The sequence below is a fragment of the Sphingobacteriaceae bacterium genome (assembly GCA_002319075.1).
GTDB lineage: Bacteria > Bacteroidota > Bacteroidia > B-17B0 > Aurantibacillaceae > Aurantibacillus.
Window position 1 is genome coordinate 5,214,604 of the sequence record NVQB01000001.1, and the last position, 17,712, is coordinate 5,232,315.

Annotated in this window: 15 protein-coding genes; 4 read left to right on the top strand and 11 right to left on the bottom strand. The window is 37.8% G+C overall.

Going from position 1 to position 17,712, the window contains the following annotated elements; genetic code table 11:
• Positions 1-47: 47 nt before the first annotated feature.
• Both CNR22_22585 and CNR22_22590 read left to right on the top strand, forming a co-directional pair.
• The gene (locus CNR22_22585; protein PBQ34446.1) at positions 48-443 is read left to right on the top strand and encodes a hypothetical protein; all 396 of its coding nucleotides are present in this window, start codon (positions 48-50) and stop codon (positions 441-443) included.
• Between the two features lie 326 nt (positions 444-769).
• The gene (locus CNR22_22590) at positions 770-2,782 is read left to right on the top strand and encodes a hypothetical protein (protein ID PBQ34447.1); all 2,013 of its coding nucleotides are present in this window, start codon (positions 770-772) and stop codon (positions 2,780-2,782) included.
• Between the two features lie 72 nt (positions 2,783-2,854).
• On the opposite strand, the gene CNR22_22595 is transcribed toward CNR22_22590, so the two are convergent.
• The 3 genes from CNR22_22595 to CNR22_22605 are packed head-to-tail and all read right to left on the bottom strand — an operon-like array spanning position 2,855 to position 3,991.
• Entirely contained in the window at positions 2,855-3,301 is a 447-nt protein-coding gene (locus tag CNR22_22595) for a 50S ribosomal protein L9 (GenBank protein PBQ34448.1), read from the bottom strand.
• A gap of 23 nt (positions 3,302-3,324) precedes the next feature.
• Entirely contained in the window at positions 3,325-3,591 is a 267-nt protein-coding gene (rpsR, locus tag CNR22_22600; GenBank protein ID PBQ34449.1) for a 30S ribosomal protein S18, read from the bottom strand.
• A gap of 28 nt (positions 3,592-3,619) precedes the next feature.
• A complete protein-coding gene (locus tag CNR22_22605) occupies positions 3,620-3,991 on the bottom strand; it encodes a 30S ribosomal protein S6 (GenBank protein PBQ34450.1) in 372 nt (123 codons plus the stop codon).
• A 231-nt stretch (positions 3,992-4,222) separates the two neighbouring features.
• Between CNR22_22605 and CNR22_22610 the strand changes: the two genes are divergently transcribed.
• Positions 4,223-7,477 carry an aminopeptidase gene (locus tag CNR22_22610; GenBank protein PBQ34451.1) on the top strand — a complete coding sequence of 1,085 codons (3,255 nt, stop codon included), beginning with the start codon at positions 4,223-4,225 and terminating at the stop codon, positions 7,475-7,477.
• A 132-nt stretch (positions 7,478-7,609) separates the two neighbouring features.
• A complete protein-coding gene (locus CNR22_22615; GenBank protein PBQ34452.1) occupies positions 7,610-8,467 on the top strand; it encodes a hypothetical protein in 858 nt (285 codons plus the stop codon).
• Between the two features lie 83 nt (positions 8,468-8,550).
• On the opposite strand, the gene CNR22_22620 is transcribed toward CNR22_22615, so the two are convergent.
• The 8 genes from CNR22_22620 to CNR22_22655 all read right to left on the bottom strand — a co-directional run bounded on the left by CNR22_22620 (position 8,551) and on the right by CNR22_22655 (position 17,623).
• A complete protein-coding gene (locus CNR22_22620) occupies positions 8,551-9,600 on the bottom strand; it encodes a peptidylprolyl isomerase (protein PBQ34453.1) in 1,050 nt (349 codons plus the stop codon).
• A gap of 109 nt (positions 9,601-9,709) precedes the next feature.
• Positions 9,710-10,825, bottom strand: coding sequence for a peptidylprolyl isomerase (locus CNR22_22625; protein ID PBQ34980.1), 1,116 nt, complete (start codon positions 10,823-10,825; stop codon positions 9,710-9,712).
• Between the two features lie 106 nt (positions 10,826-10,931).
• Entirely contained in the window at positions 10,932-11,900 is a 969-nt protein-coding gene (locus CNR22_22630; protein ID PBQ34454.1) for a peptidylprolyl isomerase, read from the bottom strand.
• Positions 11,901-12,037: 137 nt separating this feature from the next.
• Positions 12,038-13,003, bottom strand: a complete 966-nt coding sequence (locus CNR22_22635) for a hypothetical protein (protein ID PBQ34455.1) — start codon at positions 13,001-13,003, stop codon at positions 12,038-12,040.
• Positions 13,004-13,948: a hypothetical protein gene (locus CNR22_22640; GenBank protein ID PBQ34456.1), complete on the bottom strand. Its 945-nt coding sequence runs from the start codon at positions 13,946-13,948 to the stop codon at positions 13,004-13,006. It lies immediately after the preceding gene.
• Positions 13,949-14,130: 182 nt separating this feature from the next.
• A complete protein-coding gene (gene groL / locus CNR22_22645; GenBank protein ID PBQ34457.1) occupies positions 14,131-15,768 on the bottom strand; it encodes a chaperonin GroEL in 1,638 nt (545 codons plus the stop codon).
• Between the two features lie 144 nt (positions 15,769-15,912).
• Positions 15,913-16,197: a co-chaperone GroES gene (locus tag CNR22_22650; GenBank protein ID PBQ34458.1), complete on the bottom strand. Its 285-nt coding sequence runs from the start codon at positions 16,195-16,197 to the stop codon at positions 15,913-15,915.
• Between the two features lie 196 nt (positions 16,198-16,393).
• Positions 16,394-17,623, bottom strand: coding sequence for a hypothetical protein (locus CNR22_22655; protein PBQ34459.1), 1,230 nt, complete (start codon positions 17,621-17,623; stop codon positions 16,394-16,396).
• Between the last annotated feature and the right edge of the window lie 89 nt (positions 17,624-17,712).

The window sequence follows — 17,712 nt, forward strand, 5'->3', positions numbered from 1 at the left end:
CTTTTAAACCGGGATGTGAATTAGCATTAAATTCGCAGTGAAACTTTATGAACGAACAAGAATATTTTATGGTCATTGATGACGATGAGCTGAACAGTCAGCTTTTCGAAATCATTATACGACACGTTTCACGAGAAGCCAAAGCTATTGGTTTTAATAGTGCAGAAGATGCGTTGGAATTTTTAGCGAAAGAATACAAAGAAGGATATAAATCTACCGTACTATTTGTGGATGTAAATATGCCATTTTGTTCAGGTTGGGAGTTTCTCGAGCTCTATGACAAGCTGGATGAACATATTAAAAAACAAGTCCGCGTTTACATGCTCTCCTCTTCCATCGATCAGAACGATCGTCGCAGAGCACTGGCAGATAAAAATGTAGCTGATTATCTTGAAAAACCTTTGACTACAGATTTGATTAATTCGATTCGTTTGACCAAATAAATTTACAAATAGAAACTTTGAATGTAAAATTTAGCGGCTGTCAGCAAACCAGTACAGTGATTTTATACCTTAACCTACGAATAGTGGCACATGTCCCGCAGGAGCACTATATACAATACTTGTAGATCCAGGTAGAAGCCGGACTATACACTAGTGCCGATATCCGCACTTCCTGAATACTAAACTATTAAATTTGATTGATTTGATTTGATATTTGGACCGAAAATCAAATTGAGATAGAGATTTGACTATATTAATTAAATCTCTATTTTTATTTAAAGTTGATTAGCTAACAAATTATATTTTAACACCGCTAATACTTTATCATGAAAGTAACGTTTAAAAGAGGAAACCATTTTTTAAGAATAAAGAACAGATGTTTCATAACACTTCTTCTTTTAATCTCTATTTCTAGTTTCGCCCAATTGGAAACCAGCCAATGGCATTTTTCAAATCTTACGGCTCTTAATTTCAATAACAATCCTCCGACACCTGCCACCAGTAGTATGAATCCTTCCCAACGCTGTGCCGCGTCGGTCGCAGATAGTGCGGGAAACTTGCTATTCTATACCAATGGAGTAAAGATCTGGAATAAAAATCATGTAACAATGACAAACGGCGCAACTGTCGGGCCGAGTTCCAACATCGCAGCTAGTCAGGCAGCACTGATTTTTCCAAAGTCAGGTAAAAAGTACTATGTCGTCATGTCTCAATACCCATTTTTAAACCAGCCCGGAGGACCAAAACCTGTCACCTATTGCATAGTAGACATGGCTGCTGCAAACGGTTTAGGATCTGTGATCCAGAGTTCAGATACAATTAGCCAACCAAACGTGCGCATGATTACAAAACTTGCTGGTACTAAGCATTGCAATGGAACGGATTATTGGCTATTGGCTCATGAAACGTCTACACTTTTAGGAAGTCAAAATTTTCATGCGTACCAGGTAACACCTGATTCGATATATAGCACACCTATTATTTCGGCTATTGGTTCGATGCAGGTAGATGAATATAATCATGTCAATCAAACCTATCCCGGACTTGGGATTCTGAAATTTTCCCCGAATGGAAAGAAAGTCTGCTCCACGTTTCCCAACCGAACGGTTGAACTTTTTGATTTTGACAATGCGACCGGGCAACTTTCAAATGTTCTCCAGTTAGAAAGTATAAATTCTCCTACTTTAATTAACAATTTTACTGGACCCAGCGCCTACGGAATTGAGTTTTCTCCCGATGGGAGCAAGCTTTATGTGAGTTACCTGAACGAACATCCTTCTATTTGTCAGTATGATCTGTCGGCAGGCTCAGCTACCGCGATCATTGCGTCCAAAACTATTATTGCGGCAGATACATTTTCTTATCAAAATAGCGCACAACCAAAAGTCAAAGCGCTTCAACTTGCCCTGGATGGTAAAATATATCTTGCAGAGCCAACGCTAAACTCAATAGGGCTTATTGCTAATCCAAACGCTCTGGGTACAGCCTGTAATTATTCTCCTCATGCTATAGCTTTAGGTACTCTTAACGCGTCAAGCAACCCACCTGGTTTATGCATTTCTGGCATGGGCCTTCCTTGTTTCATTAGTAGTTATTTTGAACAAAAACCTGCTTTTACCCAGGCAAGTAGTTCCGTGCAATGTGGTGTTGCTACTTTTTCAGCGCCTGTATTAAGCGCAATTGCAGGCTATTCTGTGTATTCTTACCACTGGAATTTTGGAGATCCTTCTTCAGGAGCTTCAAATACTTCCGGTCTTAGCAATCCGGCTCACCTGTTTTCGGCTAACGGCACTTTTACAGTCAAATTAGTTTTAAACTATAAGTGTGGCGCTGATACACTTAAACAAATGGTAACGGTTAGTGGCTTACCGAGTTTATCCCTCACTACAAAATCAAAAATATGTTTAGGAGAGAATGCGCTTTTAAATTTTTCGGGTGCTTCAAGTTATAGTTTAAATGGAAGCGTTACACAGGCAAGCATGAGTGTGCAACCAACCCTAACCACTACCTATACTTTGAGCGGAACTTCGGCCAGTAGCGGATGCCAGAGTTCAAAAGTGTTTACTTTAACGGTTTCGCCTTGCACTGGTCTCGAAAGGAATATGGTGGAAGAAATGGGAGTGATGGTTTATCCGAATCCCAGCGATGGGATCTATAAAATACAGGTAACGCAAAATACAACTATCAAAATTGTAGACCTCTCCGGAAGATTAGTTTATAACACACAACTATCTCCCGGTTCGTATACACTTGATTTATGCAAATCCTTAAATGGCTTGTATGTTTTAGAGGCACAAAATGAGTATGGCCTGCGAAAAATTAAGTTAGTAAAACAATAGACCGTTTTAAACTAATAAAAAAAGCCCTTCCCGATAAAATCAGGAAGGGCTTTTTTAAATGGGAATCTAAAATTATTCAGCTACAACTTCAAAACTTACAGTAGCCGCAACTTCTTTGTACAAACGTACTTTTGCAGAATAGGTACCTAATTGTTTGATTGTGTCTTCAGTAATCTCGATGTTTTTACGTTCAATGTTGTAACCAGCTTTTGTTAAAGCATCAGCTATCTGGATGGTGGTAACAGAACCGAAAATTTTACCATTTTCGCCTGCTTTTGCACCAACTTTAATGCTTACACCAGATAATTTCTCGGCGTTTGCACTTGCTTCTTTACGTAATTTATCTTCTTTAAACGCACGTTGTTTTAAGATTTCAGCGTGCATTTTTTTAGCGCTTTCGGTAGCTAATGTAGCCATACCTTTAGGTAATAAAAAGTTACGACCGTAACCGTTTGCAACGGTAACTTTATCGTCTTTGTAACCTAAACCTTTAATATCTTGTTTTAAAATAACTTCCATTGTGTTTTCCTCCTTACTGATTATTATTTCATTAAATCGGCCACGTATGGCATTAATGATAAGTGACGGGCACGTTTTACAGCTTGTGCCACTTTACGCTGAAATTTTAAAGAAGTTCCTGTTAAACGACGTGGTAACAATTTACCTTGTTCGTTTACAAATTTCAATAAAAAATCAGGGTCTTTGTAATCAATATATTTAATTCCGCTTTTTTTGAAGCGGCAATACTTTTTCTTTTTAGCCTCTGCTGTTGGAGGGTTCAGATATCTGATATCTTTTGGTGCTGCCATTTTTGTTTCTAATTAATTTATTAAACCATTAAGAAGTTGCGGTTTCTTTTTTCTTAACCTTACCATCAGCAACTAAACCTTTGCGTTTATCAGCATAAGCTACAGCGTGCTTGTCTAAAGCTACAGTTAAGAAACGAAGAATACGTTCATCACGTTTGAAACTTAATTCAAGTGCGTTGATGATGTCTTGTCCTTCTCCTGCATACTCCAGTAAGTGGTAGAAACCAGTTGTTTTCTTTTGAATAGGGTAAGCCAGTTTTTTCAGGCCCCAGTTCTCTTCATTCACGATCTTGCCTCCCAGATCAGTGATGGTTTTTTTAAATTTTTTTGCGGCCTCCTTTGCCTGATCATCAGACAAAACGGGAGTTAAAATGAAGACCGTCTCATAGCGTTTTTCCATTGTTTATTTTTAAATAGGGGTGCAAATATAGTCAATTTATTTAATTGCACCAAAAAGAGAGGGTTTTTCGAAGATATTTTATTGACAATCAGTAACATTATCCAAATTCCTCTTAAGAATTCAAGACGCAAGATACAAGAAACACTATTGGTAAACGATAAATGCTCGTAGTTCTTGGTTCTTGAATCTTCCCTCTTTGCTTCTCGGTTCCAATCAATAATATCTATATTTATGCAAAATTCAGTTTCCTGTATGACTACTTTTTCAATCCTTTTAACTATTAGAAAATCGTTCCTTTGCATTCTAAGTTTACTCAGCTTCTCAGTAATTGCGCAAACCGAATATCTAGATTACCGCTCTGCTACCAATCCCCTCTATTGGAAAAACCGTAAACCTTTTGAAGGCTACTGGCAACAGGATGTTCACTATAACATTAAAGCTGAGATCAACGATAGCACTGATATTCTTACAGGTACAGAAGAATTAATTTACTGGAACAACTCCCCCTACTCTATTTCTTACGTGTATTTTCATTTGTATAGTAATGCACAAACCAAAGATTCTTACGCTGCCGATCTTTACAAAAACAACAACTACAATTTAAAATTTGGGAAATACCGTTCACAAAATCTGGGTACTCAAGTAGAAAGCGTGCAGGGCGCGAATCGCCAGGAGCTAAAATACGAATTAGACAATACAATATTAAAGGTCTACCTGCCAAAGGTGGTCAATCCCGGAGAGTCTATCACACTCAATTTAAATTTTAAAACCTATTTCGACAAAGAAGCCATTCGTAATCGTATGAAGCTTTTTAATTCGTTTGGAAAAAAACACTACGATGTAGTGCACTGGTATCCGCGCGTTACAGTGATTGACCGAAAATTTGGGTGGACAACTGATCAACATATGGACCATGAGTTTTATGGCGATTTTGGTTCTTATCATGTAGAACTGACGATGCCGAACATCTACATTGGGGACGGCACAGGCACTATGATCAATGAAAAAGAAGTTTTACCCGATACACTTCGCAAAAAACTGGATATCTCTAATTTCCTGCAAAAACCTTTTAACTCTCCTCCCTCCACTATTATAAAACGAGACGGAACAAAAAAGACCTGGAAATTTTCCGCCATCAATGTCCACGATTTCGCATTCACTGCCGATCCCAATTACCGTATTGGAGAAGTAAACTGGGAAGGTGTAAGGTGTATAGCAATGGTACAGGAACCTCATGCCGCGGGTTGGCACAATGCAGCGCAGTATACCGCTAAAGTAATTGAAGTAAATTCTTATAACATCGGACCTTATCATCATCCGAAAATGATCATTGCTGATGCGCAGGACGGGATGGAATATCCCATGCTAACGCTCTGTGGAGGCTTTGATCCCGATTACAGAACTTTATTGATTCATGAGATGACGCATAACTGGTTTCAAGGTATGGTTGGAACAAACGAAACCTACCGTGCATATATGGATGAAGGGTTTACGCAATTTTACACCGCAGATACTTATCAATTTATAGATGGTCCTTTATCCATAGAACCAAAATCAAAAAGCGGTTATATAGAGCGTTTCACCGAGCCGGTGAGGATTGTGGATGATCAAATTTACACTCCTTATTTTAATGCGGTAGTTACAAAAAATGAAGAAGTTATTTTAAATACACACGGTGACGATTTTAATGGTGGCATTCGGCACGGCGGCGGATATAGTCAATCCTACACAAAAACTGCAGCCATGTTAAAAAATCTGGAGTACGTTTTAGGGCGCGCGCTATTCGATAAAGCCATGCAGGCCTATTTTAAACAATGGAAATTCGCCCATCCTTATCCGGAGGATTTTAGAAATTCAATTATTCAATATACAGGAGTGGATCTTAACTGGTTCTTTGACCAATGGCTTGAGACGAGCAAAACAATCGATTATAAAATTGGAAGAATTAAACATAAAAAAAATGATGTTTATGAAATCACCTTCAAACGTAAAGGCACAATGCAAATGCCCATTGATTTTGTAGTAATTGATATGAATGATTCGGCTCGTCATTATTACATTCCTAACACCTGGTTTCAAAAACCAACCGGCGCCACTACCCTGCCCCGCTGGATTGGCTGGGGACCAAAACTTAAACCAACCTACACAGCAACACTAAACATAGGTGCAAAAATTAAAAATGTAGTGATAGATCCTTCCTACCGTTTAGCAGACGTCGACATGACAAATAATTCGAAACATGGACGTGTGAGTTTAAGGTTCGATTCTAAAGTATACAATCCACCTAACTGGAAACGTTACGATATGCGTGTCAGGCCGGGGGTTTGGTACAATGGTTTTGACGGGGTAAAACTTGGTGCAGTGTTGAGTGGGGATTATTTAAACACAAGACACATTTTTGAATTCGGTTTATTTTTTAGCACAGGTCTTGGCCAGGCATACATTGATGAAACGGTGGTGGATGGAAAACCAGTTAAAAACAAATACAATACCATTTCGTTTTGGTTGGATTACAAAACATCGATAAACCGCTATATTAAAAAAACCAATTTTTATTTGCAGGCAAAATCACTGGATGGTCTAGACGGCGGAACCATTGGTTTTGAGCGAAAAAGCAACAATGAAAGAACACGCTTTTATACCCATTTGAAGGCCATGTGGCGTGACCAACCGCAGGACATGGTTTATCTGATTAATCGCAACGAATGGGGGTATCAAAAACTTAACAGTGCCATTCATTTAGGTATGGAACATGTTTACCGTTATAAAAAAGGTCTGGGAAATATTACATTAAATCTTCGTTCCTCTGCCTTTACAAACGATTACGATTTTTCGGCTGCAACACTTACCATGATTAATAAAACTGACCTGGGTCGTATTAATATAAATACACGCATTTTCGCTCAGGCTGGATTTGGGAGTAAGTTGCCTTCAGAATCTATGTTATTTGTAGCAGGTGCGAATAATGAAGATCTGATGAATAATAAATATACCCGTGCAATGGGAATCATTCCTCCAGACTGGGGTGGATATGGTGCCACAACAAATCACTTTAATGCAGGTGGTGGACTTAATTTAAGAGGCTACTCGGGCTATTTGCTGGCACAAAAAAATGCAGATGGTTCTTTAAGTTACAATTATAAGGGCACATCAGGTGTTTCAGCCAGTGCGGAGATAGAGTTTGGAGAGTTGTTTAAAGCTTTTAACCCAAGATTTCTTAAAAACACTCTTAAATTTCAACCTTATATTTTTGGCGACGCGGGTTCTATAAACACCAATGCACCCGGCACAGCAAACACCATGAGTACTATTATGGCCGATGCCGGTGTGGGTACAACGCTAAGCATTGTTCGTTGGGGTAATCTTTATGGCATTAAACCTTTAACTATCCGATTTGACGTTCCGTTTTTTGTAAGCCGTTTACCTTTTGCTGAAACAGATTACCTTCAGTTTAGGTGGATGCTTGGCATTAACAAAACGTTTTAAGATCCAGAATTAAAGCTGCAATTAAATTAAAAAAAAACAAATGGTAAAAAATGTTTAAACCACCTTTGTCAAGATAATTACTTCCATTAATTTTTAACTTTGGCCACTTTAAAAATCTAATTCAAAATTCATATGTTACAAAAATTAAAAAGCTTTTCGGCCGCAGTTGTTATTTCTGCAATTGCCAGTTCATCATTGAACGCACAACAGGTATTAAAGGTGCCTGCGCCAAGTCCTTTGCAAACAGTAAAACAAGCTTTTGCTCTATCTGATGTTTCGGTTGAGTATTCCCGTCCTGGTGCTAAAGGCCGTGTTATTTTCGGAGATGTGGTTCCATTCGGAAAAGTATGGCGTACCGGTGCTAACGGTTCTACAAAGATCACTTTCGGCGAAGACGTTAAAGTTCAAGGAAATGCAGTACCTGCAGGAACCTATGCGCTTTATACAGTTCCTAATAAAGACAGCTGGGAAATTATTATTTATAAAGATCTTACTTTAGGTGGTGATGTTTCTAATTATAAAAAAGAAAATGATCTGGTTCACTTTACTGTTCCAACAAAATCATTAAATGATAAAGTAGAAAATTTCACTATCAATTTTACGGATATTGCTTCTAGCACAATGAACATTGAATTAAGCTGGGAAAAAACCCGCGTAGTTGTGAGCGTTGTTGCCGACATTGATGCCAAAATTATGAAAACAATTGACGCTTCTGTTGTTAACGACGGACGTCCTTATTTCCAGGCTGCAAGTTACTACTATGATAACGATAAAGATCTTGTAAAAGCTTCTGAGTGGGTTGATAAAGCTATAGCAGCTAATCCAAAAGCTTTCTGGATTGTTCTTCTTAAAGCAAAAATTCAGGCTAAACAAAAAGATTCAAAGGGTGCAATTGCAAGCGCTGAAACGGTTATCACTTTAGCTACTGAAGCTAAAAATGACGACTATGTTACAATGGCAAAAAAAATAATTGCTGAGAACAAAAAATAATTTTTTACAAAAATTAAAAGTCCCGTCCCGATAGTTATCCGGACGGGACTTTTTAGTTTTAAGCAGTGTACAAGTAAAGTGACTTAATTAACCTTTAGTAATTCTATTTCAAAAATCATATCTGTTTTAGGAGGCATTCTCCCCCCACCATTTTCACCAAAACCAATAGTGTAAGGAACATATAAAAGCGCTTTTCCACCTGGTTTCATAAGCTGCAAGGCCTCTGTCCAGCCCGGAATAACACCATTAAGTCTGAAAGTTGCTGGTTCTTTGCCAATGTTTCCGTCAAACTCTTTGCCATCAGTAAATGTACCTCTGTAATAAACAGTCACTTCATCTGTTGCTTTAGGAGAAAGGCCCGAACCTTCCTTTTCCATAACGTATTTTAAACCAGATGCAGTTGTTTTGCCTGTTTCAAATCTTTTTAAGGCCGAAGCATTTGCAATAACCCTCGCCTCTTCATCTGCTTTTGCTCTGGCGGCGGCCTTTTGTGGCGCCTTTGCTTTTTCAGCTTCAAATACTTTTGCAGCGTCAAAAGATTCTGCATCGTTACCTTTTCTTAAGATAAGGACGCTTTTCATAACATCATTGGCCTCAATTTTATTAACTACATCCTGGCCCAAAATTACATGCCCAAAAACAGTGTGCTTGTTATTCAGATAATTTGTTTCTACATGTGTAATAAAAAACTGTGAGCCATTTGTATTTGCGCCATGATTAGCCATGCTTAAAACGCCCGGCCCTGTATGTTGCAAACTAGGATCAAATTCATCGGGGAATTCATAGCCGGGATCGCCTGAACCGTTACCGTTTGGACAACCACCCTGAATCATAAAATTAGGCATAACACGATGAAATAACATTCCATCGTAATATGGCTGACCTTCGGGTTTCACTTTATTTTTTATGCTGCCTTCTGCCAAACCAACAAAATTAGCTACGGTCATAGGCGTTTTTTTTGACTCGAGAAAAAGGTAGATATTTCCTTTATTCGTTTCAATCTTCGCGTAGATGCCATCTTCCTGTTTTGCCAGAAGTTCAAGATCTTCTTTCGTTGGCTTTCCTTTTTTTTGTGCCTCTACTCCGCAGCTGAAAAAGGATAAAACAGATATCCATAAAATTAGTTTCTTCATTTAATGATTTATTTTTTCTAAGATACTTACTTAAAAATTAGAACGAAAAAAGTTCATAAAAAAAGCCTTCCCAACTAAAGGGAAGGCTTAAATTTTATTACATATCAGTTTAGTTAACTTTTAAAACTTCAACATCAAATACTAACCAGGAGTTTCCCGGAATAACAGGAGGTTGTCCTCTCTCACCATAGCCAATATTTGGCGGAATAATGAGTTTGGCTTTACCACCTTGTTTCAACAACATAATGCCTTCTTCCATACCAGGAATCAATCTTGGTGAAACTCCCAACGACACTTCCAACGGTTTCCCTTCTCCGTCATACGATGACCAGAATTTAGTACCATCAATTAAAGTTCCGGTGCAATGAAGTACAACTTTATCCGCTTGTTTAATAGCTGCACCTTCTCCTGTTTTTTCAATCATTGTTCTTAGTCCTGAAGCAGTTACCTGAGCTGAAGAGTATTTTTCATTTAAAATCTTTGTTGCTTCTGCAGCAGCGCCGGCTTGTTTTGCTTTTGCAGCTTCTTCTTCAGCTTTTATTCTGGCAGCTGCCTTAGCAGGAGCCGCAGCTCTTTCTGTCTCAAACACTTTAGCGGCATCGAAAGCTTCTGCTTCTTTACCTTTACGTAAAATAGTTACGTGTTTAATAGTTTGATCAACATTTGGCATATCGCCTCCGTTTTTAGGGGCTGTTGCAATAGAATCTACAACTTCTATTCCCTTTACAATATGTCCGAAAATAGTATAACTGTATGGCAAGCCATAATCTGCATGCATTAAGAAAAACTGACTACCATTAGTATTAGGTCCACGGTTTGCCATTGCCATAACTCCACGTTTGTAACCATTTTTTGCAAGTTCAGAATTTGGTAAAAACTCGTCTTCAAACGAATATCCCGGATCTCCACCGCCAGTGCCCATTGGATCTCCACCCTGTATCATAAACCCTGGTATAACACGGTGAAATTTTATGCCATCATAATACGGAACACCTGCACCTTTTGCTGAATTTTTTATCGTTCCTTCTGAAAGACCTACAAAGTTTGCAACAGTCATAGGCACTTGCTTAAATTCCAGTTGTGTATAGATATCGCCTCTGGTCGTTTCAAGTTTTGCATAAATACCGTCAGCCTGTTTCGCTAAAAACTCCTTATCTGCTTTACTTAGTTTTGCTTTCTTCTGTGCTTCTGCACTGAAAGTCAGAACAGATAAGGCAGAGATCATTAAAAATAATTTTTTCATGTATGAGATTTTATGTTTTTTATATTCTAAGATACTTAAAATTATATTTTACTTTCTTCTTGCTCTAAAAAATTATAGTTTTTTAAGCTTAGCTTACTTTTAAAAGTTCTACTTCAAAAATTAAATCACTTTTTGGAGGAATAACTCCCGGATAACCATTGGCTCCGTAACCAAGTGCATAAGGAATATAAAAAACGGCTTTTCCTCCTGGCTTCATTAATTGCAGACCTTCTGTCCATCCTGGAATAACCTGGGTAAGTCCAAATGAAATGGGTTGACCTCCAATATTTCCATCAAACTCGATTCCATTTGTAAACATGCCTCTGTAAAAAACACTCACATTATTACTGGCTTTAGGAGAATCGCCCGTTCCTTCTTTTTCAATGATATATTTTAATCCAGAAGATGTTGTTTTAGCACTTTCAAAACGTTTTAAAGCTGCGGCATTTGCTTCTGCCATTTCAGCAGCTTCTTTTTTTGCTTTTGCTTCTGCCTTTGCGCCAACATTTCCCTTTTCAAATTCAAATACTTTTTCAGCGTCAAAAGCTTCCGCGTCTGCGCCTTTTCTAAGAATAACAATTTTATTCAAAGCGTCGTTGCCTGCTATTTTATTTACAATGTCTTGCCCCTCTACAACATGACCAAAAACTGTGTGTTTTCCATCTAACCAGGAAGTCTCAACGTGTGTAATAAAAAATTGTGAACCATTTGTACCGGGACCCGCATTAGCCATGCTTAAAATACCTGGGCCAGTATGTTTTAAAGTAGAATCAAACTCATCCGGAAAATTGTATCCTGGACCACCTGTACCGGTACCTGAAGGACACCCACCCTGGATCATAAAGTTAGGAATCACACGGTGAAATTTTAATCCATCGTAGTAAGGTTGCCCCTCTGCTTTTGATTTATTTTTAATTTTCCCCTCTGCTAAACCAACGAAGTTTGCTACAGTCATGGGAGTTTTTTTGTATTCTAATACAGTGTAGATATCGCCTTTGCTTGTTTCAAATTTGGCGTAAATTCCATCAGCTTGTTTATCTAAAAATTCTTTATCCATTATTTTATTTTTTAAATCATGAAGGCCCCGATAGGTATCGGGATGTTCTGCTTCATCATAGTTCGTTCTTATTTCTGAACCTGGTTATGCTCCAGAAGTTAAATTGTTTTGATCTGATTAACTGATACTCTTTGTTTCTAGTGTCCTGGTTCAGCCATTTGAGGCATTTGTTGTGGAGCAGGTGCTGGTTTAAAATCGAACAGTTCAATTTCAAACACTACCGCAGCATAAGGAGGAATACCTTGATTGCTACGAGGATCCCATTGACTTCCGCGAGCACCCCAAGCTATAGAAGAAGGAATGATCATAGTAGCCTTACCACCTTTTTTCATTAATTGCATACCTTCTGTCCAACCCGGAATAACTTCCGTCAAGTTAAGATCAACGGGAGTACCTCGTTGTACAGAACTATCAAAAATTTGCCCGTTAAGAAATTTACCGGTGTAGTGCACATTTACCATATCGGTAGCTTTAGGACTAGCTCCTGTACCTTTTTTTGTTTCAATATAAATTAAACCAGAAGGTAATGCTTTGGTTGTAACTTTATTGTCAGCAAGGTATTTATCCAGCATTGGTTTTTCGTTAGCTTCCATTTCCTTAAGCATGGTTTCTACTTCAGCTTGTTGTTTTTTAGCATTTTCTTCCACCTCTTTTGCTGAACGGATTTCTTTAATTTTAAAAGAACCTTTTAAGAAATCACCTTTATTAAATCCTTTTGGTAATTCATTTTGACCATTTGTTTTCAGGAAAAATGAATCTGCCGAAATAATAAAAGAAGCACTATCTCCTTTTGCCATCATCATCATACCATCTTCAAAACTTCCCACGAATGAAGATTTTTTCATTGTAAAATTAACCGTACCGGTACCATCCTGACTTACTGACTTAGACTCGACGATCACCGAGTCATTTTTTTCTTTTGCGATTACATAAGTAATAACAATACCATCACCCATTTCAACTTTTTTACCAGCTTCATCGTGGTTGTAAAATTTGTAGTGTAAACCATTTTCGGCTTTTGTATAGCCATCGAATTTTGAATCGGAACAAGCGCCAAAAACTAATGCGATGGCTGCAGTTGCAAGTAATGTAACTTTTTTCATTTATCTTTTTTTACGTTTTAATTTTTTTGTCCCGATAGCCATCGGGACCGGTTTTGTTTTGAGTGTAGATTCGCTTGTTTTTAAACTAATTAATTTAATTTCATACACTAATGGGGTAAACGGTGGCACAGTTGCATTACTACTTCCATCTACTCCAAAAGCAAGGCGTGAAGGTAAGATTATTTTTGCATTCTCACCCAATTTTAGCCTGCTGATAACATAATTTAAGCCAGGCAATAATTGGTCCGGCGTTCCGTAAATAAATTCAAAATCAGCACCCGATTTTTCAAGAAAACGCCCATTTAAAAATTCACCTTTATAGCTTATGGTAACTATATCTCCCTCTTTTGGAATAAGGTCTCCCGAACCCGGGCCATGTTCTATCCAATAAAAACCCAGTGGATCTTGTGCGGCCAGCTTCTCTTCTTCTGTGCCATAATAGCGTTTAATTTTCTCTTCTTCTTTCTTTAATAAATCGTACTGGATTTTAACAAATTCCGATTTTTCGTAAACACGTTTCACTTTAAAGTTCACGCAGACCACTGAATCCTTCTGGCAAAAATAAGGGATAGCCGAACTTTTAAACTGCTGTTGAAAAAAATCTTTTGTTTTTACAAGAACACATCCACTATCCAGGTCTGTACATTTGGACATATAATTTTTAAAGAAATTATTCTCGGCAGAATCATTCTTAATGTAGTATTTATCGTTAAGATTATTGTAACTATCCCAGAACACAGAATCTGCCTGATTTTTAAAGGTAGCGGCCACCCATGCAACTTTACCCGGCTTGTAAATAGAACTATCCAGGTCAAAGGCCAGCAATTTGTAATAATAGCCAGCGGGATGGTATGAAAATCCAGGGGAAGAGTGTTTCTTTTCATGACAAGCAAAACAAGTCACTATAAACACAAAAGAAAAAAAAAGAATAATGTTATTTTTCACTTACCTGGATAAAGCGCAAATATACTCATCAAAAAAAAAGCTCCTTCTTCATGAAGGAGCTTTTCTAATTTAATTTTCAAGAGTTATTAAGTTTAATGATATAATCCGATGATCATCGTCGCACTAATATCTGGCATCTCTAACCCTTTTTACGTCCCGATAGCTACCGGGAAAGAGCTTGATTACATCATTCCACCCATACCACCCATGTCTGGTGCACCACCACCCATAGCTGGTTTTTCTTCTTTTTTCTCAGCTAACACACAATCTGTTGTTAAAAGCATTGCTGCTACCGACGCTGCATTTTCTAAAGCCACACGTGCCACTTTAGTAGGATCGATAACACCTGCTTTTAATAAGTTTTCGTATACTTCCGTTCTGGCGTTGAATCCGAAATCATCTTTTCCTTCTTTTACACGTTGAACAACGATAGAACCTTCGATTCCACAGTTAGTGCAAATTTGACGTAAAGGCTCTTCTAAAGCACGTTTTACGATTGAAATACCCGTATTTTCATCTTCGTTAGATCCTTTTAATTTGCTGATAGCTTCGATCGCACGAATGTAAGCTGTTCCACCACCCGGTACAATTCCTTCTTCCACAGCTGCGCGTGTAGCGGCTAAAGCATCGTCAACACGGTCTTTTTTCTCTTTCATTTCAACTTCGCTCGCTGCACCAATGTATAACACTGCAACACCACCTGCTAATTTGGCAAGACGCTCTTGTAATTTTTCTTTATCGTAATCTGAAGTTGTAGATTCGATTTGTGCTTTAATTTGATTTACGCGTGAAGTAATTTCTGCTTTTTTACCAGAACCATTTACGATAGTTGTATTGTCTTTATCGATAGTGATTTTTTCAGCTTTACCTAAATCAGTTAACTGCATGTCTTCTAATTTACGTCCTTGTTCTTCGCTGATATAAGTTCCACCAGTTAAAATAGCGATGTCTTCTAACATTGCTTTACGACGATCGCCAAAACCTGGAGCTTTTACCGCGCAGATTTTTAAGTTCGCGCGTAAACGGTTAACCACTAATGTTTGCAATGCTTCGCCATCTAAGTCTTCTGCAATGATCAACAATGGTTTTCCTGTTTGAACTGCTTTTTCAAGAATTGGTAATAATTCTTTCATTGCAGAAATTTTCTTTTCATAGATTAAAACGTAAGGGCTTTCCATAACCACTTCCATTTTATCAACGTTAGTTACAAAATACGGAGAAATGTAACCACGGTCAAATTGCATACCTTCCACAACTTCAACAGTTGTATCTGTTCCTTTAGCTTCTTCAACAGTAATAACTCCTTCTTTTTTCACTTTGCCCATTGCTTCTGCAATAAGTTTTCCAATTGTGTTGTCGTTGTTAGCCGAAATCGTTGCAACTTGTTCAATTTTTTTATTTTCGTTACCAATGTTCTGAGATTGTTTTTTCAAATTCTCAACAACAGCAATAACAGCTTTGTCAATACCGCGTTTCAAATCCATTGGATTTGCACCTGCTGCAACGTTTTTTAATCCTGCTGTCACAATTGCCTGTCCTAGCACGGTAGCAGTAGTTGTACCGTCACCAGCTACATCAGCCGTTTTAGAAGCAACCTCTTTAAGTAATTGCGCTCCCATGTTTTCTACAGGATGGCTCAATTCGATTTCTTTAGCTACAGTTACACCATCTTTAGTAATTTGAGGTGAACCAAATTTTCTGTCAATAATTACATTGCGCCCCTTTGGACCCAAAGTTACTTTTACTGCATTTGCCAACGCATCTACACCACGTTTCAGAGCGTCACGAGCTTCAATATTAAAGGTTATATCTTTTGCCATATTTTTGTTTTTTAATTATGAAGTGCCCCGATAGCTATCGGGATATTCTGCTTCACTGTGTTTGTTTCTTGTTTTAAGTTTATTGTTTCTATTCAGTAATGATTACTGGTGTTACCCGGCAATCTGGAAGTAAAAACCAGGAATTTAAACGATCGCGTAAATGTCGCTTTCTTTCATGATAAGGTAATCTTTACCATCAACGCTTAATTCTGTTCCAGCATACTTTCCATAAAGCACTGTATCGCCAACCTTTACAGTCATTGGTTCCTCAGGTTTACCGTTACCTACAGCAATAACTTTGCCGCGCATTGGTTTTTCTTTTGCAGTGTCAGGAATAATAATTCCTCCTGATGTTTTTGTTTCAGCCGCCGCAGGTTCAACCAGAACTCTATCTGCCAAAGGCTTTACATTTACATTTGATTTTGCCATATTTTTTTGATTTAATAAATTGTGAATTTCCACTGGTTTTTACATTAATTATGCCAACGTGAATATAACCTGATATTTGGTCAGATTTTCATGAAAAACTCTAAAATTGTTATAAAATGACAGTCGCGAGTGACAGGGTGACACCAGTGCGACAGGTAAGAGTTGTAAGTGATAAGCCTAAAACAAAATGAAAAAATTATTTTATCCTTACACCATCCTGGTAACCTACAACAAAGCCATCGAAACCTTTGCTTATGATTTGTTCTCTTTCTTTAAAAGCGTCTTGTTTAGAAGTAAAACTGCCATAAAGAACTTTATACATTCCATTTTCTTCTGTGATCTTTACTTTACCAAGCGCTCTAAAATCTCTTTTTGATGGTTCTTTGGAAAATGCACCCAATTGAATTTTGTATACCAACCCAGTCTCAGAAGCATTTGCAGCAGCGTCCTCAGCTTTTTCTTTTTCTTTCTTTCTTGATTTTTTTGTACCGCTTTCCGTTTCAGTTTTATCATCACCGCTAAGTGCAGTAGCGGTTTGTTGCGTATTATCAGTTACCCTTGGCGTATTTGCAGCCGCTACGGAAGATTGTCCTGAATAACTCAAAGGATTTATACTCCTGTTGATGGAGTCGATTTCATTTGCATTTTCATCAAGTGATTTAGCCAGAATCAAAACTCTCGACGCTACCTGCAGATCGTTCTCAGCTTTCTTTCTATCATTATTTGCTTTATCAATAGCTGCCGTTTTCTCATTTTCATCTTTCAGGCCTTCTGCTTTTGCTAAGGCTTCAGCAGATTCAGCTAATTTTAATTCTGCTTTTTTCTTTTCTCTCTCTCCTACCTCATACGCATCTTTTGAATCTTTCTTTAGTTGTAATACTTGTTGTTTTAGAAGTTCCGGATTTTTAGTGCTTATTTCGGCAGCATTAATTGTAGTAGTTAAAAGTGAAGGCGCTGTTTTGGGCGTCAATGTATAGAATTCTTCTGTTGAAACCGACGCCGCAGAAGACGCAGAGTCTTTAAAGGCAACCATTACAGGTTCCATTTCTATTTCTCTCTTGTCATCATTTTCAACGTAAAAATATTTTTGTACGAAGCTTTTTTTACCGGGCATCACTCCTGAAATCAACTTCATGCTGATAGTGAATTCAGATTCCACAGGAGCCATAACCCAAATAATTTTCACCACATTGTCTTCAAAAGTAAAAGAACCTGATTTAACATCTACCTCTTTCATAACGATGCCCCTGGGAATTTCCATCTGGTATTTCGCGAAATTAGTATGAGAACCTTTATTAATTTTTACCTCAAAAGTAATATCTGAATTAAGAGGAATGGCTTTGGGCAAATTTGTCTGCATAGTAATCTGACCTTTCAAAAAAGAAAACATTGCTGTCAAACAAAAAATTACCAAAATACGCTTCATAATGTTGATTTTATGCAAATATATCTATTTCGGCCACCAGGTCAAAGGAAGGAGTAGAATATTACTAACCAACACATCTTAAAAACATA